The organism is Arthrobacter sp. UC242_113 (assembly GCF_044054585.1).
Lineage (GTDB): Bacteria > Actinomycetota > Actinomycetes > Actinomycetales > Micrococcaceae > Arthrobacter.
Map to the genome: position 1 here is coordinate 3,225,789 of NZ_CP171968.1, position 22,935 is coordinate 3,248,723.

A 22,935-nucleotide genomic window follows, 5' to 3' on the forward strand; every position below is an offset into this window, starting at 1 on the left:
CGCTCTTCATGCGGGCGTCCTGGCAGAGGCGCTAATGGCCTGGAAACGGGCTTTGGACCAGCATAGGCCTGAAGACATGGCTCGGCTCTTTTCACGCGATGCGCTCTTCCAAGGACTCAGCCCATTGCTGCTTACCGGAAGAAAAGAAATCTTCGACTACTTCGAGGCTCTGCCCCCCGGCATCACGGCAACCTTCCAAATTATCCAAGCCCGCCAATTGGCTCAGAATCTAATCTGCGGATTCGCCGCCGTCCGCTTTACCTACCCGGACGCGAGAACGGCGCAGGTACGCCTGTCCCTCGTGCTCCGCAGGGACGATCGGACATGGTTCATCGCCCAGTACCACGCCTCTAGGACGCCTCAAGGTAAACAACCCGGCACATCCGCGCTAGCGGCCATGATGAATCCGTTCGCTGTCGACGAACCCTGAAAGAAGCGGCATCCAAAGCGGCTTCCAGGACGTTCTTCTGAGCCGGTTCAACAGCCCGTCCGGGCCGACCATGTCGATTCCCTGCTCTCTGGCCTGAGCCAGGAGCAGCCGCGCTAGCTCTTGCTGATCCACTTCAGTCGCCACGGGATTCACAGTGTCGGACATGATCAGTCCTCCCCGCCAGACCATTCCCGGCCTGTCAGGACCAACCATGTCCACCGTTATTCAGACAGTCCCGCTACGAGGGACTCCATCTTGCCCGCGGCGTCACTCCCGGGGGCCGGGGTGTAGACGACGAGGTGCAGGTCGGGCCGGTCCGAGGGCGAAAGCTGGTGGTGTTCCAACTGCAGGACCCCCACGGCAGGGTGGTGGAACTGCCGTTCACGGGACTCGAAGCCCAGGATGTCGTACCGGTCCCAGCCTTCCCGGAATTCCGGGCTGGCTCCCTTGAGCCGTTCCACAAGGTTCCTGACGTCCACATCCCCGAGGCGCTGGCCCGCTTCGGCGCGAAATTCTGCCAAGAACCTCTTGCTGGTCACTTCCCAGTCCGGCAGCAGGTCGCGGACATAAGGGTCGGTGAACACCAGCCACAGCAAGTTGCGATCGGCAGCGGTAACAGTGGCGATGTTAGGGAAGAGGGCTGCGTAGGCCTTGTTCCAGCCCGCCACGCCCCAGTCAGGGGACAGCGCAAACGACGGGTTGGGGTCCAGGGCATCAAGCAGACGCTGGACATGGGCCGGGGCTGTGGCAGCTTCGGAAGTGTCCGGCGATGCTGTTGCATAACCCCCGAGGGACAGGACGTAGCCCAGCCCCGTGTGCGATAAATGCAGGGCCCTGCCGACTGCTTCGAGCACCTGGCGCGACGGGCTGATGTCACGGCCTTGCTCAAGCCACGTGTACCAAGTGACGCTGACCCCGGACAGGAACGCAACCTCCTCGCGGCGCAACCCCCGTTCCCGTGTGCGGGCGATCGGGGGCAGGCCGTACTCGGCGCGAACGGCCTGATCCCGGCGCGCCCGAAGGAACAAACCCAATTCTTTCCGACGTCCCGAATCCTGCACCACAAAATACTATTACTCTGGTACCCCCACTACTAGTAGCACCGCCGTCTTCCACGAGGCCCTACAGCCCAGCAGGATGGTAACCATGCCTGCACTTCGCTCTAAAACTGTCACCCACGGCCGCAACATGGCCGGCGCCCGCGCACTACTGCGCGCCTCCGGCGTCGCCAACTCAGACATCGGCAAGCCGATCATCGCCGTGGCCAACTCCTTCACCGAATTCGTTCCCGGCCACACCCACCTCGCCCCCGTGGGCCGGATCGTCTCAGACGCGATCCTCACCGCCGGCGCCGTGCCGCGCGAGTTCAACACCATCGCCGTGGATGACGGCATCGCCATGGGCCACTCCGGCATGCTGTACTCGCTGCCTTCCCGCGACCTGATCGCCGATTCCGTGGAGTACATGGTCAACGCCCACTGCGCCGACGCCCTGGTGTGCATTTCCAACTGCGATAAGATCACCCCCGGAATGCTCATGGCCGCGCTGCGGTTGAACATCCCTACCGTATTCGTCTCCGGCGGCCCGATGGAGGCCGGCCGCGTGACCCTGACCGACGGCTCTGTGCGCTCACTGGACCTGGTGAACGCGATCACTGACGCCGTGGACGAATCCATCTCTGATGCTGACATCAGCCTCATCGAAGAGAACGCCTGTCCCACCTGCGGTTCCTGCTCGGGCATGTTCACGGCCAACTCCATGAACTGCCTGACTGAGGCGATGGGCCTGTCCCTGCCGGGCAACGGCTCCGTGCTGGCCACCCACACCGCGCGCAAGGCGCTGTACGAGAAGGCCGGTTCCACCGTCGTCGAGCTGGTAAAGCGCTATTACGACGGCGACGATTCCTCCGTGCTGCCGCGCTCCATCGCCACCGCCGAGGCCTTCGACAACGCCATGGCCCTGGACATCTCCATGGGCGGCTCCACCAATACGATCCTGCACCTGCTCGCGGCAGCCCAGGAGGCCGGTGTGGACTATGGCCTGGCCGAGATGGATGCCAAGTCCCGCCAGGTGCCCTGCCTGGCCAAGGTGGCCCCGAACGTCGCCAAAGACAAGACCTACTACATGGAGGACGTGCATCGCGCCGGCGGCATCCCCGCCCTGCTGGGCGAACTGAACCGCGGCGGCCTCCTGCACAAGGACGTCCACTCCGTGCACTCCGCCGACCTGGAAGGCTGGCTGGATGACTGGGACATCCGCGGTGGCAAGGCCACCGAGGAGGCTAACGCCCTGTGGCACGCGGCTCCCGGCGGCGTCCGCTCCTCCACCGCGTTCTCCCAGTCGAACGAGTGGACTTCGCTGGACACCCACGCTGCAGAAGGGTGCATCCGCTCGGTGGAGCACGCCTACTCCAAGGACGGCGGACTGGCGGTGCTCCGTGGCAACGTGGCCATTGACGGCGCCGTGGTGAAGACCGCCGGCGTGGACGAGTCGATTTGGACCTTCTCGGGCCCGGCCGTTGTCTGTGAGTCCCAGGACGAAGCCGTGGAAAAGATCCTGAACAAGACCGTCAAGGAAGGGGACGTAGTGGTCATCCGCTACGAAGGCCCCCGCGGCGGCCCAGGGATGCAGGAAATGCTTTACCCTACGTCGTTCCTCAAGGGCCGCGGCCTAGGCAAAAAGTGCGCCCTCATCACAGACGGCCGCTTCTCCGGCGGCACCTCCGGCCTGTCGATCGGGCACATCTCACCCGAAGCTGCCTCTGGCGGAACCATCGCCCTGGTGGAGAACGGCGATATCATCAGCATCGACATCAGTCAGCGCTCGATGCAGCTAGAGGTGTCCGACGAGATCCTCACCGAACGCCGTGAGAAGCTCCTGGTCAATGGCGGTTACAAACCCAAGAACCGGGACCGGCAGGTTACCGGGGCGCTGCGCGCCTACGCCGCCATGGCCCTGTCCGCGGACAAGGGTGCGGTCCGGGACGTCTCTCTCCTCGAGAACTAACCATTGCTGCATACCCTGAGGATCCCGCTGATGCAGACTCGCGCGAGACTGCAATTGGCTTCTTATCGCTTAGCCCTTGCCTGCCCAATAGCGCGGCAGGCAAGGGGATGCTAAAGCTTCCATCTGGTCTGCGCCGCAATTTTGCAAGGCGTCAGCTAAAGGCACACCCCAACCTGACGCCAGGCAGCTGCCAAGAGGACGTCAGCCTAGGGTCCGTTTTCGTTTTAGCTGACGCATCTTGGCGAAGGCCCCAGATCTCAAGCTGACACATCCCGTCGCGTAAGCCGGTCCTCGAACGCAACACTCTGGAGTCGTACCCCTACTGCCAGAGTTTCGCGTGAATACTTCCCTCTCGATAGGCGTATGCCCTGCCGAGATACTGCCCGCTGGTGGTGCCTCAAGAGCTACACTGTCGGACATCAACGCGCACGTCCTCGCGTACGCCCTGGAATCCAACGTTGCCCAAGGAATGAGCGGAACAAGCTCGACCGGCTCACCAAGTTTCCCCCTCAGCTTCCTGAAGCGACAGTTCACCCGAGGCTTAGGATCATTGACCCCCCGCCCCGAACCCGGAACCATAGTGCCCGGCCAGCCTCGCCAGGCCCTCGTCCAGCGAGACGGCGGGCGTCCAGTTGAGCAGCTCTCGGGTCTCGCGCTGGTCGAACCAGTGGGCGGTGGAGAGTTGCTCAGCAAGGAACCTGGTCATTGGGGGCTCATCTTTCCGTCCGGCCCAGGTCCAGACCTTCTCCACCACCGCTCCCGCCGCCCGCGCCACCCCGCCGGGCACAGACCACGACGGCGCGGCGACGCCGCCCGCGGCGCAGATGCCGGCCAGCAGCTCGCCGACCGGGCGGGGCTCGCCATTGCTGACGACGAGCGCCCGGCCGTGAATGTGCTCCATGCGGTGCAGCGCGGCGACGATGGCCGACGCGGCGTTGTCCACGTAGGTGGTGTCGATCAGGGCCGCCCCGGCGTCGAGCAGCGGCAGGCGCCTGCGGCCCGCGCGTGCCAGCACACGTTCCACCAACTGTGTGTCGCCCGGGCCCCAGACGATGTGCGGACGCACTGCCGCGACCCGAAATTCCGGAGCGTCCGCTGCCAGGGCCAGCAGTTCGGCCTCGGCCTTGGTGCGGGAGTAGTCGCCGTGCGCATGCTCCGGGTCAGCCGGCTCCGCGCCCAGCCCGGCGATGGCGGCACCGGAGTTGGCCACGGACGGGGACGACACGAACACCAGGTCCCGGACGCCTGCCGAACGCGCGGCACGGACCAGGCGGCGCGTGCCTTCGACGTTCACCTCGTCGAACTCCGCGGCGCGGCCGGTAAAGGAGACCTTCGCAGCCAGGTGGATAACGCCCTCGGCGCCGGCGACGGCGCGCCCGACGGCGACATCGTCCGTGACCGACCCGCGGATGTCCGCAGCGCCGTCGACCCCTGACGGACGGCGCTGGAATGTGGTGACCTCATGGCCTTGGCGGACCAGCAGCCGGGCCACTTCCCGCCCGAGCAGCCCGCTGGCGCCGGTGACGAGGACCCTCATGGCTTGCCCGGCCGGCCGCCGGCCAGCACGCGCGAAGCCCAGCGGGACAGGCGGGTCCTGTCGATCTTGGCGTTGTGCCGGATATCGGTGGGCTGCGCGGTGACAGCGAGAACAGCGGAGACACTGACGCCCGCCGCAAGGGCTGCCGCGCGGACACGCCCGGCAAGCTGCGGCGCAGCAGGGCCCGCATTGCGGGCCGGAGGTACGGTCTCGACGACGGCGACGACGGCCTGGGTTCCGGAAGGACCGACCCCGACGACGGCGGCCAGCCCGACGTCGTCCAGGCGTTCGATGGCCTGCTCAGCGCCCACGGGGGTGACCACGGCAGCGGGCGCCGTCACGACGTGCGCGAGGCGTCCCTCCACCCAGAGCCGGCCGGCGGCGTCGAAGTGCCCGACGTCGCCGGTGCGGTGCCATCCGGGCAGGCTGCTGCTCTCCCGCTGGGTCAGCCAGAGCCTGTCGTACGCTTCCTTGACGTGCGGGGAACTGACCAGGATCTCGCCGGTAACCCCGGCTTCGGTCACGAAATCGGTCCCGGGTGCGGTGCCATCCGCCGCCAGCGGAACGACTGCCACGCGGGCGCCATGCACAGGCCTTCCCACACACACGCCGTTGCCTGCTCCCGCCACCGCGCCGGCTGCAGCTTCGGCATCCGCGGCCTGGATCTGTTCGAGGCTGATGTCGGTGACCGGCAGCGCCTCGGTCATGCCGTACGGGGTATGCAGCGCGGCCCGGGGCAACAACCGCTGCACCTCCGCCAGGAGCGGTTCGGGAATGGGCGCGCCGGCAGACAGCAGCAACTCGACACCTTCCAGGGCTTTATGCCCTCCCCCACTCACGCCATCCCGGGTGGCAAGAACGTTGCGCAATGCTGCCGGCGAGGCGAAAACCACGGTAGCGTCTATGGCCGCGGCGGCGTCCGCCAGCGCGCGGGCCGTGAGGGTGCGGGGCGCAGTGACGTCCATGTCCGGCGTCACCGAAACCGCCCCGAGCGCCGGCCCCAGCAAGGCGAACGGGGCGAACCCCGCCACCAGTCGTGCTCCCGGGCTGATCCCGAAGGTCTCGGCCACCGTATCCCGCATCGCGGCCAGCTGCCGGTGCGTGTAGAGCACGCCCTTGGCGGGGCCGGTGGAGCCGGACGTGAAGAGGACGGCGGCGTCGGCATCCGGGTCCGGAGCATGGGCCGGACCCGGGCAAGAGAGCTCCGGGCTGGCGCCGGATCCGCGCCGGGCGAGGGCGGCCAGGGAGGTTTCGACGCCGAGAAGGCGGCGGCGGGCGGCCGGCAGGTCCTGCACACTGATGCGCCGTCCCGGCCAACCGAGCACGGCGGCAGCCGCCAGCGCCCTGTCGATTCCGATGAGGAAATCCGGGGCGGCACCCTTCACGGCGCGGCTTAGTCCACGGCGGCCAAGCCCGGCATCGGCCACGACCACCACGGCGCCCAGCCGCAGGCAGGCGTAGAGGGCCACGGTCAGGTCCACGCCCGGGGGAACCATGAGGCTCACCCGGCTGCCGTGCCGTACGCCGGCTTCCGTCAGGCCGGCCGCGAGGGCGGCGATGCCCTGTTCCAGCTCCCGCCAAGTGAGCGAGCGGGCGACGTTGCCGTCCGCGGCCATTTCCGCGACGGCGGTGTCCCCGCCGGCGGCTCCTGCCGCCAGTTCGGTGAGCGGCGCCCAAAGCGGCGGGACGCCGTCGTTCAGGGCCTTTGTCCCCTGAAGATCAGGTCCGCTGTCCCGGCCCAGATCGGCGAGCCACTCGAAGACGGGAGTGGCGATGTCCCGGTCTTCCGCAACCAGGTGGCCGGCGCCCTCGAAGCGGTGCACCTTCGCCTGCGGCAGCCGGCCGATGAGGTCCTTGAGGTACCGGTCGGAAAAGATCGGGTCCCGCGGGCCCCACAGCATCAGGGCCGGAACCTTCAGCCCGCGCAGCCCTTCGGCGACGCCGCTGAGCGCCGGGTAGCTTGGATGCGACGGGTCAGCTGGAATGTCCGCGACAAAGTTCCCCACGCCCGCGCGGCGGCCGGCACCGCGGTAAGGGGCCATGAAGGCGCTCCGGACATCAGCGGCGAGCGGCGGGTGGGCCAGGGAGTGAGTCACCCGCAGGAAGGTGTCCGACGTCGTCGTTCCCCAGCGGTGCACGGCCGGGTGCAGGGCAAGCCGCAGCGCCGGCGGGATGCCGGAACCGGCGGGCTGGTGGACGGCGGTGTTGGTCAGCACCACCCCGGCGAGCTGCTCCGGATGGGCCAGAGCCCAGCCGAGGCTGATCACCCCGCCCCAGTCGTGGCCCACCGTGACCACCGGCCCATCCAGGCCGAGTGCATCGGTAAGGTCGCCCAGATCGTTGATCCGGTCCGCCAGGCGCCGGAACGTGCCGGTGCGCTCGGAAAACCCCATATCCAACTGGTCCACCGCCACCACACGCCACGGATGGGCGGGGTCGGATCCGGCGGCCAGCAGGCTCCGCCACAGGTAGGACCACGTCGGGTTGCCGTGCACGCAAAGCAGGGTGCCGGCGGGAGTCAGCCCGCGGCTTGAGAGCTGAGGGCCATTGTCCAGCAGATGCCAGCGGCGCACGGTTCCGGGGTCATCCGCGGCGGAGGTGGACGCCACCGCAATTTCGCGTGACCATTCGGGATCGACGCCGGGCCGGTCGGCGCCGGGCCGGTCGGCGCCGGGCCGGTCGAGGCCGGGCCAGCCGGCGGCTACCAAACGATTTCCATCATGGCGGTGTTCAGGCCGGAACCCACGCCCATGCACAGCACGCGGTTCCCGGTTTCGAGCGTTTGCGCTTCGGCGGCGAGGGTCATGGGGAGGGATGCCGGTCCCACGTTGCCCCAGTGCGGGAACGTGATGGGCACCCTGTCCGGGTCCAGGTCGATGGCGTCGATGATGGCCTTCGTATAGGCATTGCTCACCTGGTGCGTGACGTAGCGGTCCATCGAGCCCCAGTCCCACTCGGGCTGGGCCTCATGCCAGGCGTCCACCACGAGCCGCAGGCCGCCGTCGAGCAGGCCCTTGGTGTCGGTAGCCATGCCGTCAATGCCGCCCACGCACAGTTCATGGTGTTCAGTGCCGGCCCGCATCACGCCCCCGACGATCCGGTGCGCGCCGGGGTGCTCGTCCGCCGGGCCCAGCACCGCTGCAGCGGCTCCGGAGCCCAGGGTCAGGGTGGCGAACTCGCGGTTGAAGTCCTCGCGGGTGGTTTCGGGCCGCTGCAGCCGGGCCAAAGTGGCCTCCTGCGTAGCCTGGGCATCCTCGCCGTTGACGATCATGGCGTACTTAATCTGGCCGGAGTCGATCATGTTGGCAGCCAGGGCCATGCCGTTGACGAACCCGAGGCAGGCGTTGGCAAGGTCGAAGTTCATGGCCGACGACGGCAGGCTTAGTCCGTGGTGGATCTTCACCGCGACAGACGGTTCGAGGTTGCGCCGGGTGACCGACGTGTTGATCAGCAGGCCGATTTCGGACGCTTCGACGCCGGCCTCGGCCAGCGCCTTCGCGCCCGCTTCGACGGCAGCATCATCGAACGATGTCCCGGCGGCCCACCAGCGGCGGTGCGTGATGCCGGCAACGCGCTCAAGGAGCCGCGGCGGGAACTTAAGCCGCTGCAGGGTCGAAGCCAGCCTACGGTCGAAATCAATGGAACTCACGATCTTCGGAGCCTCGACACTGCTAACCGAAAGTAGCGCGGTGTTGCTATGCCGGAAGGTTGCATTCCCTGCCAATTCAAGCCCCTGTTCGTTTCTGTCCTGCATTCATGCGGTGACTGTACCCATAAGTGCAGGCTCAAGAACTTAACTATGCTGGTGTAAACCCGGATCCTCCACATTTGCCGCCCGTGGCACCTTTTACTTAAGGCAAGCGGACGACGGCGGGACGTCCCGCCGTCGTCCGCTAACTGGCCGTATCCGTGCCCGCCGGCTGTCAGTACACTGGGACGCATGACCGAGCAGGAACCCGCCCCGGTCGAGGATGCTGACACTGACGCCGAGGCTCCGACTCTCACCGATTCCGACGCCGTCAATACCTCCTTGCGCAGTCCCGAACAGCGGTCCCGCACCTTTACCGGGATCCTGGTGAACACCGCGCTTGCCAACGTCACCACCAGTTACCTCTGGTTCGCACTGACGTTCTGGGTGTACCTGGGGACGCGCAACGTGATCGCCACGGGGGTGGTCGGCGGCGCGTACATGCTGTTGATCGCCCTTTCCAGCATCAGCTTCGGCACCTTCGTGGACCGCTACCGCAAGCTGGCGGTAATGCGCTTCGCCGCCGGGTTCACCCTGGTGATGTTCCTGCTGTCCGGGGTCATGTTCCTCCTGACGCCCGCCGCCCAGATCCTGGACCTGGCCCAGCCCTGGTTCTGGATCTTTACGCTCATCATCCTGGTCGGGGCGGTGGTGGAAAACCTGCGCAACATCGCACTGTCCACCACCGTCACCATCCTCATCGAGCCGGACCGGAGGGCCAACGCCAACGGGCTGGTGGGCATGGTGCAGGGGCTCATGTTCATCGTCACCTCCCTGCTCTCCGGGCTGTCCGTCGGGCTGCTGGGCATGGGGTGGACCATCGTCGTCGCCCTGGTGCTCACCGCCCTGGCGTTCGCGCACCTGCTCACCCTGCGCATGCCCGAGGAACTGCGTGCCGCCGCCACGGATGCGCAAGGCGGATTCGATCTGCGCGGGTCACTCGCTGCCGTGCTTGCCATCGCCGGACTGTTCGCACTCATCCTGTTTTCCACGTTCAACAACTTCATCGGCGGCGTCTACATGGCGCTGATGGATCCGTACGGGCTGGAGATGTTCTCGGTGGAAATGTGGGGAGCCGTCTTCGCTATCGGATCCACCGGGTTCATCGTGGGCGGCGCACTGATCGGCAAATTCGGGCTCGGCGCCAACCCGCTGCGCACCCTGCTCATCGCCGTCGCCGTGATGGGGCTCCTCGGGGCGGTGTTCACGCTGCGGGAGTGGGCCTGGCTGTATGTCGCGGGCATCTGGCTGTACCTGGTCCTGATTCCGTTCGTGGAGGCCGCCGAGCAGACCGTCATCCAGCAGGTGGTGCCGCTGCCCCGCCAGGGCCGGGTGTTCGGATTCGCCATGGCCTTCGAGTCCGCCGCGGCGCCGGTCACCGCATTCCTCATTGCCCCGATCGCTCAGTTCTGGATCATCCCGTACGCGCGGTCCGCCGAGGGCGCCGCCCAGCTGGCCCCGCTTCTGGGGGAAGGCACCTCCCGCGGCATCGCGCTGGTGTTCCTGGTGGCTGGAATCATCCTGATCGCGGCCGCCTTGGCGGCCTTTCTTACGCCGGTTTACCGCCGGGTTTCGGCATCATATGCGCGGGCGGCCCTGGACGGGCCGGGGCTGCGGCAGCCTCTGGATGAGTGAGCGGCGCTTTTACGGCGGGCTGCCGTAACCGGTCCGGCCTGCTTTCTGAATCGAGGTGGCGGTCCGGCTGATGACGACGATCCGCACGGCCACGCCCGCCAAGACCAGGACTACGCCCAGCGCAACCAGGATCCAGGTAGGAACCGCGGCGGCCTCGATGCTGCGGTAGCAGTTCGCCGCTGCTTTGGCGCCGCGGTGGAGTGCGTCGGATGCTTCAGCGGCACGGCTGTCCGGTAAAAGCGGGCTGCCACACAGCGGGCCGGTTTGCTGCAGTCCGAAGACGATCCCGGCCAGGAGCACAGCGAATCCGGCTCCGATCAGCCAGAGCCAGACCTGCCATACGGCGGATTTCCGCCGGACCGCTGAACCTTGCACGTCACTCCCTAGAAAACGGCAGTACCGAAATCGTAAGGGGAATTGTCCTGAAACGGACGACGGCGGGACGTCCCGCCGTCGTCGTTCGCTTAGGCGCAGCGCGCCTGGGTCGTGTCAATGATGGCCATCTGCCCGGTTTCGGGGACACCGGGAAATTGCACCTGCGGCATCTCAACAATAGCCATTTGGCCGGTTTCGGGGACACCGGGGAATTGCACCTGCGGGGCCTCGGCGACGGGCGCCGCAGAATCCTGTGCGGCGCGCATGCGAAGCAGCGCCACCGCGGAAATGAGGAACCAGGCGACGTTCGTGACCACGGACGGCCATGCCTCGTGGAATGCGCCGTTGACAATGAAGGCACACGAGCCGAGGAGATTCGCGGTCTGGAAGCCCTTGCCGGCCTTCAGCCAACCCATGGACACAGCCAGGTACGCACTCAGAATCGCAACAGCGCCTGCCCAACCGGAGATTTCCCACAGCAGTTCCATGATGTCCTTTCAGGGTTGATGCCCGGCTGCCATCCGCTGGACGGAGTGCAGATGACGGGCCATATGTTTTTGTTTAGTAAGGGGCGCCATTGCCGACGGGATCAGGCATCGCTGAACAACATGTGCTCAGCTGTCCGGGCTGTCTCTTACCCTTAGTTTTAACAGCAATTATGAGCACGAGGGGTCTTTAGATCAATTGCATTCCGCTGAAGATATGGTTTAGAACTACTTAACATGGATATCGATCCGCGCCGGCTGCGAGTTCTTCTTGCGGTTGCCCGCACGGGCGGGGTACTCGCCGCCGCTGACGAACTGGGGATTTCGCCCTCGGCCGTGTCCCAGCAGCTCACCAAGCTGGAGGACGAAACGGGGCACGCCCTGGTGGTCCGCACACCCAAGGGCTCGGTTTTGACACCCGCCGGCCTGGCCGTAGCCGAGGCCGGCGAGGAGATCGAGCGTGCACTCAGCGTTGCCCGTGCCCGGATGGAAGGCGGGGCCAAGATCGCGGGGGTGGTGCGAGTGGGCGGCTTCACCAGCTTTGTGCGCACGGTGGTGGTCCCGCGCCTGCCCGAGTGGCGCGTCCAGTACCCGCAACTGCAGATCCGGATGATTGAGGATGACTTCCCAGCCCTGATGAGGCTGCTCCGGCAGCGGGCGCTCGACGCCGTCGTGGTCGAGCTCGATTCGACGACGACGGCCGGGCAGCGTTCACTCGGCGCCGGAATGATCGAGGAGCCCCTCCTGGACGAGCCCTGGAAACTGGTGGTTCCCGCGGGTGCCCTTCTCAGCACCGAGAACATCGACCTTGGCCGCCTGCCGCTTCCGTGGCTCGGCGTCGAGTCCTCAGCCGCCAACGCTTCGGTCCTCGGCCGGCTCCGTGAGTCAACGGGTGCCCAGCTGGAGACTGTGCATCAGTACCAGGACACGCTGACCGCCCTCGCACTCGTTGCGGCGGGCGAGGGCGTTGCCATCGTGCCCACCTTGGCCTTGACCGGCTTGGTCCAGAACGGGGTGGACGTCCTGGACGTCCCCGGGCTGGGCACGCGGCGCATCGTTCTGCGGCGGTTCGACCGCCGGCGGTCAGCCAGCCTGCCGGTGGATACCGTGGCCCGCCTTCTGCGGGAATCGGCTGCGGCTTTTGACACTCGGTCGACCTCGTGAGCTGTTGTTTATGTGTCCGGAATTACCCGGACAAATAGGCAGCGTGCGGCTATTTCCGGCCGCCTGATCCAGGCATAGTGTGGAAGCACCACCGATGGAGTGGCCGGGACGCAGAACTAGCGTTTCCATCCGCGAACAAACAAGGGAGATTCTCATGTTGCTTTGGATAGCCATCATTATCGCGGTCCTCTGGCTTCTCGGCCTGCTCGGCAACATTGGCGGCGGGTTGATTCACCTGCTCTTGGTTATAGCCGTGGTGGTCCTGATCTTCCACTTCGTCCGGGGCAGGTCATCCCGGGTGTAGCTTGCCGCTGCGCCGCATAGCTACCAGGTGAGCTTCTGCGCCTTGAGAACGTAATGGCCGTCGCGCTCGGTGAACGTGACGAGGTATCCGCGCTTGGCGCCGTTGGCCATCACCTGGCAATCGGTGTGGGTGCCTACCTTCAGATCTGGGAAGTTCTTGCACTGCACCCCCGTGATCTTGACGCCGGGACTCTTTGGTTGCGCGCGTGCCAGGATCCGGGCCGCCAGGAGCTTGCCGCTGGTCGCTGCCGTGAATTTCTGGGCTGCGGGCGCCGGGGCGGGCGCGGGCGTAACTGTGGGTGCCGGGGTCGCGGGTGGCCCGGGAGAAGGAGCCGGCGCAGCGCAGCCCGCCATCGCCAGGGCCACAAGGAGTGCCGCTGCCGACACAGTAGTACGTCTGATGTTCATGGCCGCCCCTTTCGATCGGAAGTGGAATTCCTTCCGGCCGATATCAACTCTGGGGCGCGTTCCTTGCGGAAAGGTTGCCGCGGGGGGACCCGCACCCGAATGACGGCATTAGGGTAATGCCATGACCATGGGGGAAGAGACGGGTTGGATATTGCTCATTGCCGCAGGCCTGTTAACGCTGGCCTTCTGACTGGGATACCGCCTGGGCGTCCGACGTACGCCAGCAGCCGGACGATGGCAGGCGTAGAGGGAAGCCGGGCGCAGTTCTCACCCGGCTTCCCTGTTACCCGATCAAGGCGTGGGGCAGCCCCGCGGCATGGTCACCGGGTGCCGACGCTAGGTTCGTCCTCGACGTCCTTGGGCGCCGTGAGATCCATCTCGAGCAGCGGTACCACTTTGGACTTGGTGATGTAGCGGTGGGCCAGCCATAGGACAATGAAGACCGGCAACCCGATGTAGGAGGAAAGCACCTCCATCACCCTCCCGGCAAGCACAGCCTCGTAGTTCTGACCCGCGATCACGAGGACCAGCAGTGCGAAGGCCAGCAGTGGGCCAATGGGGAAAAGGGACGCTTTGTAGGGGAGGTCGCCGAGCTTGTTCCCCTGAGCCAGGAAGCCGCGCCTGAAACGGTAGTGGGAGGCCGCGATCCCCGCCCAGACGATGAAGCCGCACAGGCCTGACATGTTCAGCAACCAGGAGTAGGCCGCGCCCTGACCGACGATCGCGGAGAGGAACCCGAAGAGTCCCACGGCCGCGGTCGCCAGCAGCGCCGGGATCGGCACGCCGCGTGCATTGGTTCGGCCGAAAATCTTCGGGGCCATGCCGTCATGTGCCATGGCGTAGAGCATCCGGGTGGAGGCATAGAGTCCGGAGTTGCCCGCGGACAGGATGGCGGTCAGGATCACCGCGTTCATCAGGGCCGCCGCGAAGGCGATCCCGGCGCGCGAGAAGACCAGGGTAAAGGGCGATGCTGCGACATCGGCCTCGCCGGAGGCCAGCAGGCTCGGATCGCTGAAAGGGATCAGGCAGCCGATGATAAAGATGGCGCCGATGTAGAAAAGCATGATGCGCCAGAAAACAGTGCGGATAGCTTTCGGCACTTCTCGGCGCGGGTTCTTGGCTTCGCCTGCGGCCACGCCCACCAGCTCGGTGCCCTGGAAGGAGAACCCGGCAATCATGAAGACCGAGATGATCGAGACCCATCCCCCATGGAACACTTCATCGCGGTTTTCCCAGTTACTCAGTCCCGGGGAGTTGCCCCCGAGGATGCCGGAGATCATCAGCACTCCGGCGATCAGGAAAAGCACCACTGCAGTGACTTTGATGAGGGAGAGCCAGAACTCCGACTCACCGAAGGACTTCGCCGACAGGGCGTTGAGCCCGGCCAGTACCAGCAGAAAGATCCCGGCCCAGACCCAGCCTGGGACCCCCGGGAACCAGAAGTCCATGATGATTCCGGCCGCGACCAGCTCGGCGGCCACCGTGATGGCCCAGTTGAACCAATAATTCCAGCCGATCGCGAACCCAAAGGACGGGGAGACAAAACGGGTGGCAAAGGACTGGAAGGAACCTGCGACCGGAATTTTGGCCGACATCTCGCCCAGTGACTGCATCAGCAGGAAGACCATCAGCCCGACCAGCGCATAGGCAACCAGCGCACCGCCGGGGCCCGCCTGGGATATGGTGCCGCCCGAGGCCACGAACAGTCCGGTACCGATTGCACCGCCTATGGCGATCATCTGCAGGTGGCGGCTGCTCAGCCCGCGCTTAAGTTCGTTGGCGGTTTCGTTGGAGGCGCGGGCTGCCCCTGTGGCTGAGGCGTATCCGGGTTGTGCCACTTCATCGTCGTTGATTTCTGTGGAAGTTGATTGCGTGAGGGAGCTGAGTCCCATGATGCCTCCGGGAAGGTAGCTGCGGTGGATTGAGCTTCCCGGCGGGCCCGGCCGGGAAGGACGGTGATCAAGCTAACACATGGAAAGAACGAGCCCTCTTGCGAAGCGAATGTTGCCCGTCGAATCCGCGATGTCTAACGAATGCGGCGGGCTAGCGACGGACCGAGCACAAGAGTTTCTTATCTATGAAGAAAAAACTCATCATGCATGCTTACCCATTGCTACGTTCTTCGGGACCCCTCAACGGAAGGAACACATGTCTGTCATCGCAAGACCCGAAGTGACGACCACCCGGGCAGAAGACCTCAAGGCGCTCCCGGCATGGCAGGCTTTGAAGACAGCCGTCATTGGACTGCAGCAGGTCCAGGCGCAAGACGGTTCCGTTCCGGAACCCGCCAACCACGACCGGGCCCGCCAGAACGTCAGTATCATCACTGGCTCAATTGATGACCTGCGTCCGCTCCTTCCCCACGACAGGGAATACCTTGAACTGCTCGTCCAGGACTTCCAGCGGTGGGCTTCCGCGGGCTTCGTCGTACCTGATTTCCTCGACTCGCTGGTGGCCTTCCACCCGGAGCAGTGGCGCATCGATGGGCTGCCGCACCTGGTTGTGTTCCCCATGTACACGCAGAACGGCAGCACCAACCGCTACTTTGAGGCTGTCCTCATCGAGGTCATTTGGCCTTCCTTCGTCGCTGAACTGGAGGCAGGAAGCTACTCCAACAAGCTGTTCGTCCCCATCAGCTTCGCCGATTTCACGCCCGGCTATGACACGAACTCCGCAGTACTCTTCCCCGAGAGCGTAGCCGTGCGGAGCACTCCCTCGTTCACCTGGGGAGGCATTTTCGCGGACCGGGAAGCTGCCCGGTTCCGACGCGTCCTAAAAGCTGCGGCCCGTATCACTTCCCTGGACCTGCCGGATGACGCCGCGGAATTGCTCGAGGACCAACACCTCACGGAGAAGACCTTCGTGATGTGGGATCTGATCCATGACCGGACCCACATGCGCGGTGACCTGCCCTTTGACCCGTTCATGATCAAGCAGCGCATGCCGTACTTCCTGTACTCCCTCGAGGAGCTTCGCTGTGACCTGACCGCCTTCCGCGAATCAGTACTCGTCGAGCGGGACGAAACGGCTTCCGACGACGCCCGCAAGCACGCCAAGCTGGTCCAGTACGCCGTGATCTTCGATCGCATTTTCCGCTTCGCGATTACCGGGAATCGGGTCCGCAACTACGACGCCGTGGGCGGCCAATTGCTGTTCGCCTGGATGCACCAGCACCGGGTCCTGCACTGGACCGACGGAAAGTTGAGCATCGACTGGAAGGACGTCGCCGGCGTGGTCGTCGAACTGGGTCTCCGCATCGAAGAACTCTATTGGCGTTCGATCGACCGGCCGAAGACCGCCCACTGGCTGGCTGCCTATGAGCTCGTCTCGGAAACCCTCACCCCCAACCCATCCTCCGTCTGGGCCAAGGGACCGGACGCCCTTCCGCTCGACGGCCCTCCCCGGGGACTGACGGACCAGATCCTCGATGACGAATTCCCCCTGTCGATGTTCTACGAAGCCCTGGAGAAGAAGATGCGCCCAGTCATTGAATCAACTGCCGGGATCACCGGTACGAGCCCTGTGAAGACTGAGGGCGAGGCACGCGCATGAGCCAGAACCTCTCGGGGCGCACGGTCGTCGTCGCCGGTTCGACAAGCGCTGCCGGCGTTGCCGTGGTCCGCACCCTCTCGCAAGCAGGGGCACGCGTAGCCGCCGTGGACATTCTTGAGGACCGGGTGCAGGAGCTCTCGGGCGCCTACGAGAACGTCACCGGCTATGTCTGCAACCTCGCGGATCTGCAAGCCGTTGAAGACCTGGCGAAGTCTGTCCGAAACGATCTGGGTCCCGTGGATGGCCTTATCCATCTTGTAGGAGGGTGGCGCGGCGGTGAGGGCATCAATGGCCAGACGGACGAAGACTGGGACTTCCTGCACACCAGCGTCCTCACCACCCTGAGGAACACCAGCCGCGCGTTCTACGACGACTTGGCTACCTCCCCGGCCGGACGCCTGGCCATCGTTTCCGCGCAGTCCGCTTCCGCGCCGACGGCGGGTGGTGCCGCCTATGCTGCCGTCAAGTCAGCCGCCGAGGCCTGGACCCTCGCCGTGGCCGACGGGTTCCGGCAACTGCAGGGAGAAAATGACAGCCCCCTCTCCGCTCAGCACTCAGCGGCCCTGGTCCTTGTCGTCAAGGCTCTGGTCGATGACCGCATGCGCGCAGCCCAGCCGGAACGGAAATTTCCGGGCTTCACCGACGTCAGCGTCCTTGCCGATGCTATAGAGCGGATCTTCCACCTGGAGGCAGAACAGATCAACGGGCAGCGCTTGCCCCTCACCGCCGGCGACCTTGTGGGCGCACTGTCCTGAGCATCAGCGTCGATTCCAAGGCAGGCGCCCCGTATGTAGTGGGGGCGCCTGCACGTCGCGAACTACCGGGCTTCGCCTCGGCTAACTATGGCGGGGCTCACCCGGATAACGCCTTAACGCCGATATTTGCTTTCATTGGGTTTCGCGGCGTGACGGTGCTTTCGTCCACATGGATTGCTGCGACGTTCTGGCGCGCCGAAGCGAGGCCTTCGCTGTTCGGCGAGAACGGCGGGATACCGCAAGTTGCGCTGGAGAGCCAGCGGAGCGCCTTTATTTTGGCGGCGTCCGCTGGCTCTCTACGTCTGTCGTTAGCCCGAAATGCCGTCAGCCGTGGTTTGGCGCGGATTGCTGGACCTTCCGGGCGGAAGCTTCGGTTGATTCGTCATTGGTGTGGCCTGCGATGATCGAGTTCACTTCAGCTTTTTCTTTCGGGGCCCCACGTTTCACGCGTGGTTAGTACGCCGAGCAGCCCGATGACACCTACCAGGACGTAGAGGGAGGCGCCGCCGGCCCATCCGAAGTTTGCTGCCAGGAGTACTGCCAGGAAGGGGGCGAGTCCTGAGATCGAGGCTGCTACCTGGTATCCGATGGATGCGCCGGAGGTTCGTGTGTTGGTCCGGAAGAGTTCTGCGAACCAGGCTCCTTGCGTTCCGGTGAAGGTGGCGTGGATGAGGCCGATGCCGATGACGAAGGCGAGCACTATCAGGACGGGGTTGCCGGTGTTGCTGAGCATGAACATCGGGAAGCCGAAGACGATCACGGCGATGGCGCCGCCGAGGTAGAGCTTGCGGCGGCCGATGTGGTCGGTTAGGCGGCCGGCGAGCAGGGTAACGGGGATCGCGATGAGGCTGGCGACGACGATGCCGGTGAGGCCTACAGCGCGGTCTGCGGGGTTGTTTTGGGTGATGTAGGAAAGCAGGAATGTTGCGGTGACGTAGTAGGCGCAGCTCTCGACGATGCGCAGTGAGATCACGCGCAGGATGTTGCGCCAGTCGTTCTTGAAGACCGTTGCCAGAGGATTCTTCACGATCGCGCCCTGGGACTTGGCGTTGACGAATTCCGGGGATTCTTCGAGTTTCATCCGTACGACGAGCCCGACAACGATGAGGACGGAACTTGCCAGGAAGGGCAGCCGCCACGCCCAGTCTGTCTGCAGGGATGCGGAGAGCAGGAAGGCGGCATTGGCCAACGTGATGCCGAGCGGGTTTCCGGCCTGGGGGATCGCGGCGAAGCGCCCCCGCTTCTTCCAAGGCGCGTGCTCGAATGTCATCATGACAGCACCGCCCCACTCCGCGCCGAAGGCCAGCCCCTGGATCATTCGAATGACGATCAGCAGGATGGGAGCGAGAACGCCGACCTGGCCGTACGTGGGAAGGCAGCCAATGAGCACGGTGGCGATGCCCATGGTCAGGAGCGCTCCTACGAGCACGGGCTTGCGTCCGTGTTTGTCACCGAGGTAGCCGCCGATGGCGCCGCCCAGGGGTCGCATGAAGAAGCCCACTGCGAGAGTGGCAAAGGCGAGCAGTGTCCCAACGACGGGGTCGGTGTTGGGGAAGAAGACCTTCCCGAAGTACAGTGCGGCAGCGGTGCCGTACGCGACGAAGTCGTAGTTCTCGACGCAGGTGCCGGCGGCGGAAGCGATGGCCGTCTTGAATTTACCTGGGGACCCATGCGCGGCTTGCTGGGCGCGGTCGGAAAGTTGTGCCGTCATCGTGATATCTCCTTTGATATTTCCATTGTGTCTTTTGGGTTTGGGTCGTGCAGGGTTAGATTTCGTTCGCCAGCTTCCTGGCTCCCATGAGTTCGAGTTCCCGGAGTTTTGCTACGCGCCGTTTGGTGTCTTCGTCGTCGTCGAACTTTGCGACGAGGAACGCCTCGAGGACTTCTTTGGCGGTGGCGCGGCCGATGAGCCAGGCCCCCATGGCGATGACGTTCGCGTCGTCGTGCTCCACGGACTGATGCGCTGAGTAGACGTCGTGGCCCAACGCGCAACGTATGCCAGGGATCTTGTTGGCTGCCATCACGGCCCCGACGCCTGTTCCGCAAACCAGGACGGCTTTGTCGGCTTCGCCGGTAAGGACAAGTTCGCAGGTGGCGCGGGTGATGTCAGGAAAGTCAACGGGCGACTCGTCGGGCGCGCCGCGGTCGATGACCTCGTGGCCGAGGCCTTCCAGGACTGAGCGAACGAAGTCCTTGAGTGGGAAGCCGGCGTGGTCGTTTCCGAGGGCGATTTTCATGTGACTCCTAAGGGTGGGAAAGAAAAGGGGCTGGTGATTTGTGGTCGTGGTTTTGAAGGGTTGGTAGTTGACTGCGCCAGGGAATGGATTCCACGGCGCCGGGTCGGGTCACCGCGAGCGATGCTGCGCGGCCGGCAATGGCCATCGCGGCGGGGAGTTCGCAGTCAGCAGCCAAGGATGCGGCGAGATATCCGACGAAGGTGTCGCCCGCGGCGGTCGTGTCCACTGCGAATACTTCAGGTGCCGGTATATGGACATGCCTGTTGCCAAGGAAAGTGACGGCGCCTTGCGCTCCCGCTGTGCACAGCACTGCCGGGCCCAGGACGGGCGGGAGGGCCTCCGTCAGGTCGGCGAGGTCGCCCGATGCATCGGCCAGAACGGCGAGGTCCTGGATTTCATGCTCATTTACTACGAGCAGGTCAATGTCATCGAACAGCCCTTCAATCTCCTGTGGGGAGGGAGCAGCGTTGAGGATGACGAAAGCGCCGCGGAGCTTGGCTATACGCGCGGCGTGCCGAACGATGTCCGGGGGAATTTCCAGTTGGAGAACCAGCACATCATTGGGGGTCAAAGTCGCCAGCCCCGCGTCGACGTCGGCGACTGACAGTGCCGCGTTCGCGCCGGGGCTGAGGATGATCTGGTTTTCACCCCGGTCATCTACGGCGATGACTGCTGTTCCAGTGGAAGCGGAATCGGTCAGCTTCACGTGGCTGCTGTCGATGTTGGACTCGGCCAGCGCCTGTAGGATGGCCGACCCGTGGGCATCATGACCAACACGTCCCACGAGCCTTACGCCGGCCCCCGCCCGGGAGGCGGCCACCGCCTGGTTGGCTCCCTTGCCGCCTGGGCTGAACGTTGCGTCCGTTCCCCGGATTGTTTCACCGGCCCGGGGAAGGGACGGGACCCGGATGGTCTGGTCGATGTTCAGGCTTCCGACCACGAAGACCGTGTTCATAGCTTTGCTCCTTGGTGGCTTCAGGCGACACGACCAACAGCCTTGGATGAGGGTCGGCGCCGGCATGGAAAGGTTTCCATGGAAAGGTTTCCATGAAGTATGGCACACTAGTCCTGAAAGTCAACAGGGCAGGCACGGCTGCACCCTTTTGCCGCGGGCAGCCCCTTCGGGGCTCCTTGCCCTGGCTGTCGCATTCGCATTAGTGTTGAAACGTTTCCACGGGAGAGGTGAGGCAAGTAGCTACCATCAAGGACGTCGCAGAGCGCGCAGGCGTTGCGTTGGGCACGGCTTCACGCGTACTGAGCGGCAGTAGCCAAACATCGCAGGATTCCCGCACGCGGGTTCTGGCGGCAGCCGCCGAACTCAACTACATAGCTAATGGGCCGGCCAGGTCCTTGCGGCGGTCGAAGACGGACGTCATCGGCCTTCTTGTGTCCGACATCCGCAATCCGTTCTTCTCCGAGCTCGCCCATGCCGCCGAGCAGGAGGCACGGAAGCATGGCTACACAGTGCTACTCGCAAATGCCAATGAAGATGCCGCCCAGGCCGACGAGTACCTTCGAACCTTCGCCGCTCAACGCATTGACGGGCTTCTCTGGCCCCGCAGGGAGGTCGGTCCGGGCAGCTGGATGTTCTCTTAGCCTCGGGTCTTCCGCTTGTCCTTCTCAACCGGCAGATTGAGGGGGTCGACGCGCCCCTGTTTGCAACAGACAATGCCGGAGGCGTAACCAGCGTCTTGAATTGGCTCCAAGCCAGGGGGCATCGTGACGTGGCATTCGTTGGCGGACCGCAGGCGATCTCCACCGGTTCCGAACGAAGGGCTGCGTACCTGGCTGGCCGTGAGGCGCATGGCATCAGCCTGGATGACCGATTGCTCGATGCCGGCGACTTCCTTGCCGATGGCTCGGAGGAGGCCATGTATCGAATTTTGGACCGGGGTGTCCGCCCGACGGCCGTTTTCGGGGCAAATGGACTCACAACTCTTGGCGCGATGCGCGCATTGAGGCGGAGGTTTGGGCCAGAGGAGGCATCACTGATAGACATCGTCTCGTTTGATGATCTTGATTGGTTCGAGTTCGCAGTTCCCGCCGTCAGCGGGGTGCGCAACGACGCTGCCGGCATTGGACGGCTAGGGGTCCAGGGACTTCTGGATCTGCTGGCCGGACGTACCGTCGTATCCCAGAGAGTGGCTACGTCGTTCGTTGACAGGGCAGGACCCCTCAGCGTGCCGTCCGAACGGGACAAGCGCAATCCAGACACGGTACCCTCGCGCTAATCACGAACCGGAAGCCCAATGCAAGTTGGACGTATGACCCGGTCTGGTCGGCAGTTGCGCTCCCGCGGGATGTTAGGTTTCAGAGTTCCGCCACGAGGAGTGTCGCAGAAGAGGGATGGCTGCTTTCTAGTGTGCCCCTCGCTCGAGATCGGCTAGTTCTGATTCGAGTTGCTGGGTCAGGTTCCGTAGGCGCCGGATGTGCTCTTGGGAGACGCGCCCGGGTTGGGTTGTGACTTGTGCGTCGACGTCGAAGACCGTGTTGGGGCTGTGCCAGACGTTGAACCATTCGAGACCATGGCCTAGGGCGTCACGGGTTACGCCCTGCAGCAGGAGTAGGGGTTCCCGGGTGTTGATGTTCAGCTTCCGGGCCAGCTCATGATCGGCGGACACTGCCTGTACTTGGCGCGGTCCGCCGGCGGGGTGGTATCCGTGGTCCCTCATCAGGTTCAAAAGGGACGCGTTTTCCAGCAGTTCCGCCGTGAAGTGTGGGAAAAAGTCACGTGGAACCCAAGTCCGCATGAAGGCAACGGGCACCTCACCCAAGTAGCGAACCCGTTCAATTCTCCAAGTGTTAGTGGTGCCCAGGGCCTCCATGCCTGCCTCTGGTGGGGCGGAGGGTTCCACGGCGAGGACGTGGGTGCGGAGGCGCTGGCCGTGTTCTGCGGCCTGTTCATCCAAGCCGCCCGCGCGCTGCACGTGCCGGCGAAGGACTGGTGTTGCGGCTACGACGCTGCCGCGGCCGCGCTGCCGCCTTATGAGGCCGAGGTCGGCGAGGCCAGACAACGCCTGGCGAACCACACTGCGGGAGACGCCGAACTGCCTTTGCAGCTCTTCTTCGGTAGGCAGCGAAGAGCCCGGGGACAGCCCCATATCTACGATCTGACGGTGCAGGATGTCCCGGATTTGGGCGTGGAGAGGACCTCCATCCTCCCGGTTCAGAGGGCTGGTGCGTCCCGGCTGCTCTGCCGCTGTTACTGCTGGTTCCAAACTCACGTTGACTCCTCTGCCGCTGTGCAAATCTTAGCCGTCACGCTGCTCTCCCATGACGGGCAGTAACGATAGACGGCCT

At 64.8% G+C, this 22,935-nt stretch carries 22 protein-coding genes; 9 read left to right on the plus strand and 13 right to left on the minus strand.

All coding sequences use genetic code 11. The annotated features are described in order from the left end of the window. The first annotated feature begins 34 nt into the window (after positions 1 to 34). Complete coding sequence (locus ACHMXB_RS14765) at positions 35 to 430, plus strand: YybH family protein (protein WP_395399467.1); 396 nt, start codon at positions 35 to 37, stop codon at positions 428 to 430. Here the strand turns inward: ACHMXB_RS14765 and ACHMXB_RS14770 are convergent. Further along, on the minus strand, positions 389 to 595 hold the full coding sequence (locus ACHMXB_RS14770) for a hypothetical protein (RefSeq protein ID WP_395399469.1): 207 nt from the start codon (positions 593 to 595) through the stop codon (positions 389 to 391). The genes ACHMXB_RS14765 and ACHMXB_RS14770 overlap by 42 nt on opposite strands. A 56-nt stretch (positions 596 to 651) precedes the next feature. Continuing rightward, positions 652 to 1,491: a helix-turn-helix transcriptional regulator gene (locus ACHMXB_RS14775; RefSeq protein ID WP_395399471.1), complete on the minus strand. Its 840-nt coding sequence runs from the start codon at positions 1,489 to 1,491 to the stop codon at positions 652 to 654. 85 nt (positions 1,492 to 1,576) lie between these two features. Between ACHMXB_RS14775 and ilvD the strand changes: the two genes are divergently transcribed. After that, positions 1,577 to 3,436 carry a dihydroxy-acid dehydratase gene (gene ilvD / locus ACHMXB_RS14780; RefSeq protein ID WP_395399473.1) on the plus strand — a complete coding sequence of 620 codons (1,860 nt, stop codon included), beginning with the start codon at positions 1,577 to 1,579 and terminating at the stop codon, positions 3,434 to 3,436. 547 nt (positions 3,437 to 3,983) lie between these two features. On the opposite strand, the gene ACHMXB_RS14785 is transcribed toward ilvD, so the two are convergent. The 3 genes from ACHMXB_RS14785 to ACHMXB_RS14795 form a co-directional block, all read right to left on the minus strand. After that, the gene (locus tag ACHMXB_RS14785; protein ID WP_395399474.1) at positions 3,984 to 4,973 is read right to left on the minus strand and encodes an NAD-dependent epimerase/dehydratase family protein; all 990 of its coding nucleotides are present in this window, start codon (positions 4,971 to 4,973) and stop codon (positions 3,984 to 3,986) included. After that, on the minus strand, positions 4,970 to 7,582 hold the full coding sequence (locus ACHMXB_RS14790) for an alpha/beta fold hydrolase (protein WP_395405294.1): 2,613 nt from the start codon (positions 7,580 to 7,582) through the stop codon (positions 4,970 to 4,972). Before ACHMXB_RS14790 ends, ACHMXB_RS14785 begins: the two co-directional genes overlap by 4 nt. A gap of 92 nt (positions 7,583 to 7,674) precedes the next feature. Next, a complete protein-coding gene (locus ACHMXB_RS14795; RefSeq protein ID WP_395399475.1) occupies positions 7,675 to 8,727 on the minus strand; it encodes a 3-oxoacyl-ACP synthase III in 1,053 nt (350 codons plus the stop codon). Positions 8,728 to 8,913: 186 nt separating this feature from the next. On the opposite strand from ACHMXB_RS14795, the gene ACHMXB_RS14800 reads away from it, so the two are divergent. Further along, on the plus strand, positions 8,914 to 10,356 hold the full coding sequence (locus ACHMXB_RS14800) for an MFS transporter (RefSeq protein ID WP_395399477.1): 1,443 nt from the start codon (positions 8,914 to 8,916) through the stop codon (positions 10,354 to 10,356). Positions 10,357 to 10,365: 9 nt separating this feature from the next. Here ACHMXB_RS14800 and ACHMXB_RS14805 read toward each other — a convergent pair whose 3' ends face one another. Together ACHMXB_RS14805 and ACHMXB_RS14810 are read right to left on the minus strand one after the other, a co-directional pair. Next, positions 10,366 to 10,731: a hypothetical protein gene (locus ACHMXB_RS14805; RefSeq protein ID WP_395399479.1), complete on the minus strand. Its 366-nt coding sequence runs from the start codon at positions 10,729 to 10,731 to the stop codon at positions 10,366 to 10,368. Between the two features lie 89 nt (positions 10,732 to 10,820). Then, positions 10,821 to 11,219 (minus strand): hypothetical protein, encoded by a 399-nt coding sequence (locus tag ACHMXB_RS14810; RefSeq protein WP_395399481.1) that lies wholly within the window; start codon positions 11,217 to 11,219, stop codon positions 10,821 to 10,823. Positions 11,220 to 11,453: 234 nt separating this feature from the next. On the opposite strand from ACHMXB_RS14810, the gene ACHMXB_RS14815 reads away from it, so the two are divergent. Further along, a complete protein-coding gene (locus tag ACHMXB_RS14815; RefSeq protein ID WP_395399483.1) occupies positions 11,454 to 12,380 on the plus strand; it encodes a LysR family transcriptional regulator in 927 nt (308 codons plus the stop codon). Between the two features lie 154 nt (positions 12,381 to 12,534). Continuing rightward, the gene (locus ACHMXB_RS14820; protein ID WP_104137503.1) at positions 12,535 to 12,684 is read left to right on the plus strand and encodes a lmo0937 family membrane protein; all 150 of its coding nucleotides are present in this window, start codon (positions 12,535 to 12,537) and stop codon (positions 12,682 to 12,684) included. A gap of 20 nt (positions 12,685 to 12,704) precedes the next feature. Here the strand turns inward: ACHMXB_RS14820 and ACHMXB_RS14825 are convergent, their stop codons facing one another. Both ACHMXB_RS14825 and ACHMXB_RS14830 read right to left on the minus strand, forming a co-directional pair. Further along, complete coding sequence (locus ACHMXB_RS14825) at positions 12,705 to 13,091, minus strand: hypothetical protein (RefSeq protein ID WP_395399486.1); 387 nt, start codon at positions 13,089 to 13,091, stop codon at positions 12,705 to 12,707. Positions 13,092 to 13,411: 320 nt separating this feature from the next. Further along, on the minus strand, positions 13,412 to 14,983 hold the full coding sequence (locus tag ACHMXB_RS14830) for an amino acid permease (protein ID WP_395399488.1): 1,572 nt from the start codon (positions 14,981 to 14,983) through the stop codon (positions 13,412 to 13,414). Between the two features lie 256 nt (positions 14,984 to 15,239). Between ACHMXB_RS14830 and ACHMXB_RS14835 the strand changes: the two genes are divergently transcribed. Beyond that, a complete protein-coding gene (locus tag ACHMXB_RS14835) occupies positions 15,240 to 16,643 on the plus strand; it encodes a DUF6421 family protein (RefSeq protein WP_395399490.1) in 1,404 nt (467 codons plus the stop codon). Next, complete coding sequence (locus tag ACHMXB_RS14840; RefSeq protein WP_395399492.1) at positions 16,640 to 17,398, plus strand: SDR family NAD(P)-dependent oxidoreductase; 759 nt, start codon at positions 16,640 to 16,642, stop codon at positions 17,396 to 17,398. The genes ACHMXB_RS14835 and ACHMXB_RS14840 overlap by 4 nt, the downstream gene beginning before the upstream one ends. Positions 17,399 to 17,813: 415 nt before the next feature. Here the strand turns inward: ACHMXB_RS14840 and ACHMXB_RS14845 are convergent, their stop codons facing one another. Genes ACHMXB_RS14845 through ACHMXB_RS14855 form a run of 3 tightly spaced genes read right to left on the minus strand, consistent with a single transcriptional unit; the run spans position 17,814 to position 20,590 of the window. After that, positions 17,814 to 19,109: an MFS transporter gene (locus ACHMXB_RS14845; protein WP_395399494.1), complete on the minus strand. Its 1,296-nt coding sequence runs from the start codon at positions 19,107 to 19,109 to the stop codon at positions 17,814 to 17,816. Positions 19,110 to 19,164: 55 nt separating this feature from the next. Then, a complete protein-coding gene (locus tag ACHMXB_RS14850) occupies positions 19,165 to 19,635 on the minus strand; it encodes an RpiB/LacA/LacB family sugar-phosphate isomerase (protein ID WP_395399496.1) in 471 nt (156 codons plus the stop codon). 7 nt (positions 19,636 to 19,642) lie between these two features. Further along, positions 19,643 to 20,590: a ribokinase gene (locus ACHMXB_RS14855; RefSeq protein WP_395399498.1), complete on the minus strand. Its 948-nt coding sequence runs from the start codon at positions 20,588 to 20,590 to the stop codon at positions 19,643 to 19,645. Positions 20,591 to 20,817: 227 nt separating this feature from the next. On the opposite strand from ACHMXB_RS14855, the gene ACHMXB_RS14860 reads away from it, so the two are divergent. Then, complete coding sequence (locus ACHMXB_RS14860) at positions 20,818 to 21,231, plus strand: LacI family DNA-binding transcriptional regulator (RefSeq protein ID WP_395399500.1); 414 nt, start codon at positions 20,818 to 20,820, stop codon at positions 21,229 to 21,231. Next, entirely contained in the window at positions 21,216 to 21,866 is a 651-nt protein-coding gene (locus ACHMXB_RS14865) for a substrate-binding domain-containing protein (RefSeq protein ID WP_395405296.1), read from the plus strand. The genes ACHMXB_RS14860 and ACHMXB_RS14865 overlap by 16 nt, the downstream gene beginning before the upstream one ends. Positions 21,867 to 21,992: 126 nt before the next feature. On the opposite strand, the gene ACHMXB_RS14870 is transcribed toward ACHMXB_RS14865, so the two are convergent. After that, the gene (locus tag ACHMXB_RS14870; protein WP_395399502.1) at positions 21,993 to 22,859 is read right to left on the minus strand and encodes a GntR family transcriptional regulator; all 867 of its coding nucleotides are present in this window, start codon (positions 22,857 to 22,859) and stop codon (positions 21,993 to 21,995) included. Between the last annotated feature and the right edge of the window lie 76 nt (positions 22,860 to 22,935).

What these genes read in the sequence shown, in the direction of transcription:
- ACHMXB_RS14765 (WP_395399467.1), top strand. Translation starts at nt 35, where the DNA reads ATGGCCTGGAAACGGGCTTTGGACCAGCATAGGCCTGAAGACATGGCT.
- ACHMXB_RS14770 (WP_395399469.1), bottom strand. Translation starts at nt 595, where the DNA reads ATGTCCGACACTGTGAATCCCGTGGCGACTGAAGTGGATCAGCAAGAG.
- ilvD (WP_395399473.1), top strand. Translation starts at nt 1,577, where the DNA reads ATGCCTGCACTTCGCTCTAAAACTGTCACCCACGGCCGCAACATGGCC.
- ACHMXB_RS14785 (WP_395399474.1), bottom strand. Translation starts at nt 4,973, where the DNA reads ATGAGGGTCCTCGTCACCGGCGCCAGCGGGCTGCTCGGGCGGGAAGTG.
- ACHMXB_RS14795 (WP_395399475.1), bottom strand. Translation starts at nt 8,727, where the DNA reads ATGCAGGACAGAAACGAACAGGGGCTTGAATTGGCAGGGAATGCAACC.
- ACHMXB_RS14800 (WP_395399477.1), top strand. Translation starts at nt 8,914, where the DNA reads ATGACCGAGCAGGAACCCGCCCCGGTCGAGGATGCTGACACTGACGCC.
- ACHMXB_RS14810 (WP_395399481.1), bottom strand. Translation starts at nt 11,219, where the DNA reads ATGGAACTGCTGTGGGAAATCTCCGGTTGGGCAGGCGCTGTTGCGATT.
- ACHMXB_RS14815 (WP_395399483.1), top strand. Translation starts at nt 11,454, where the DNA reads ATGGATATCGATCCGCGCCGGCTGCGAGTTCTTCTTGCGGTTGCCCGC.
- ACHMXB_RS14820 (WP_104137503.1), top strand. Translation starts at nt 12,535, where the DNA reads ATGTTGCTTTGGATAGCCATCATTATCGCGGTCCTCTGGCTTCTCGGC.
- ACHMXB_RS14825 (WP_395399486.1), bottom strand. Translation starts at nt 13,091, where the DNA reads ATGAACATCAGACGTACTACTGTGTCGGCAGCGGCACTCCTTGTGGCC.
- ACHMXB_RS14830 (WP_395399488.1), bottom strand. Translation starts at nt 14,983, where the DNA reads ATGGGACTCAGCTCCCTCACGCAATCAACTTCCACAGAAATCAACGAC.
- ACHMXB_RS14835 (WP_395399490.1), top strand. Translation starts at nt 15,240, where the DNA reads ATGTCTGTCATCGCAAGACCCGAAGTGACGACCACCCGGGCAGAAGAC.
- ACHMXB_RS14840 (WP_395399492.1), top strand. Translation starts at nt 16,640, where the DNA reads ATGAGCCAGAACCTCTCGGGGCGCACGGTCGTCGTCGCCGGTTCGACA.
- ACHMXB_RS14845 (WP_395399494.1), bottom strand. Translation starts at nt 19,109, where the DNA reads ATGACGGCACAACTTTCCGACCGCGCCCAGCAAGCCGCGCATGGGTCC.
- ACHMXB_RS14850 (WP_395399496.1), bottom strand. Translation starts at nt 19,635, where the DNA reads ATGAAAATCGCCCTCGGAAACGACCACGCCGGCTTCCCACTCAAGGAC.
- ACHMXB_RS14855 (WP_395399498.1), bottom strand. Translation starts at nt 20,590, where the DNA reads ATGAACACGGTCTTCGTGGTCGGAAGCCTGAACATCGACCAGACCATC.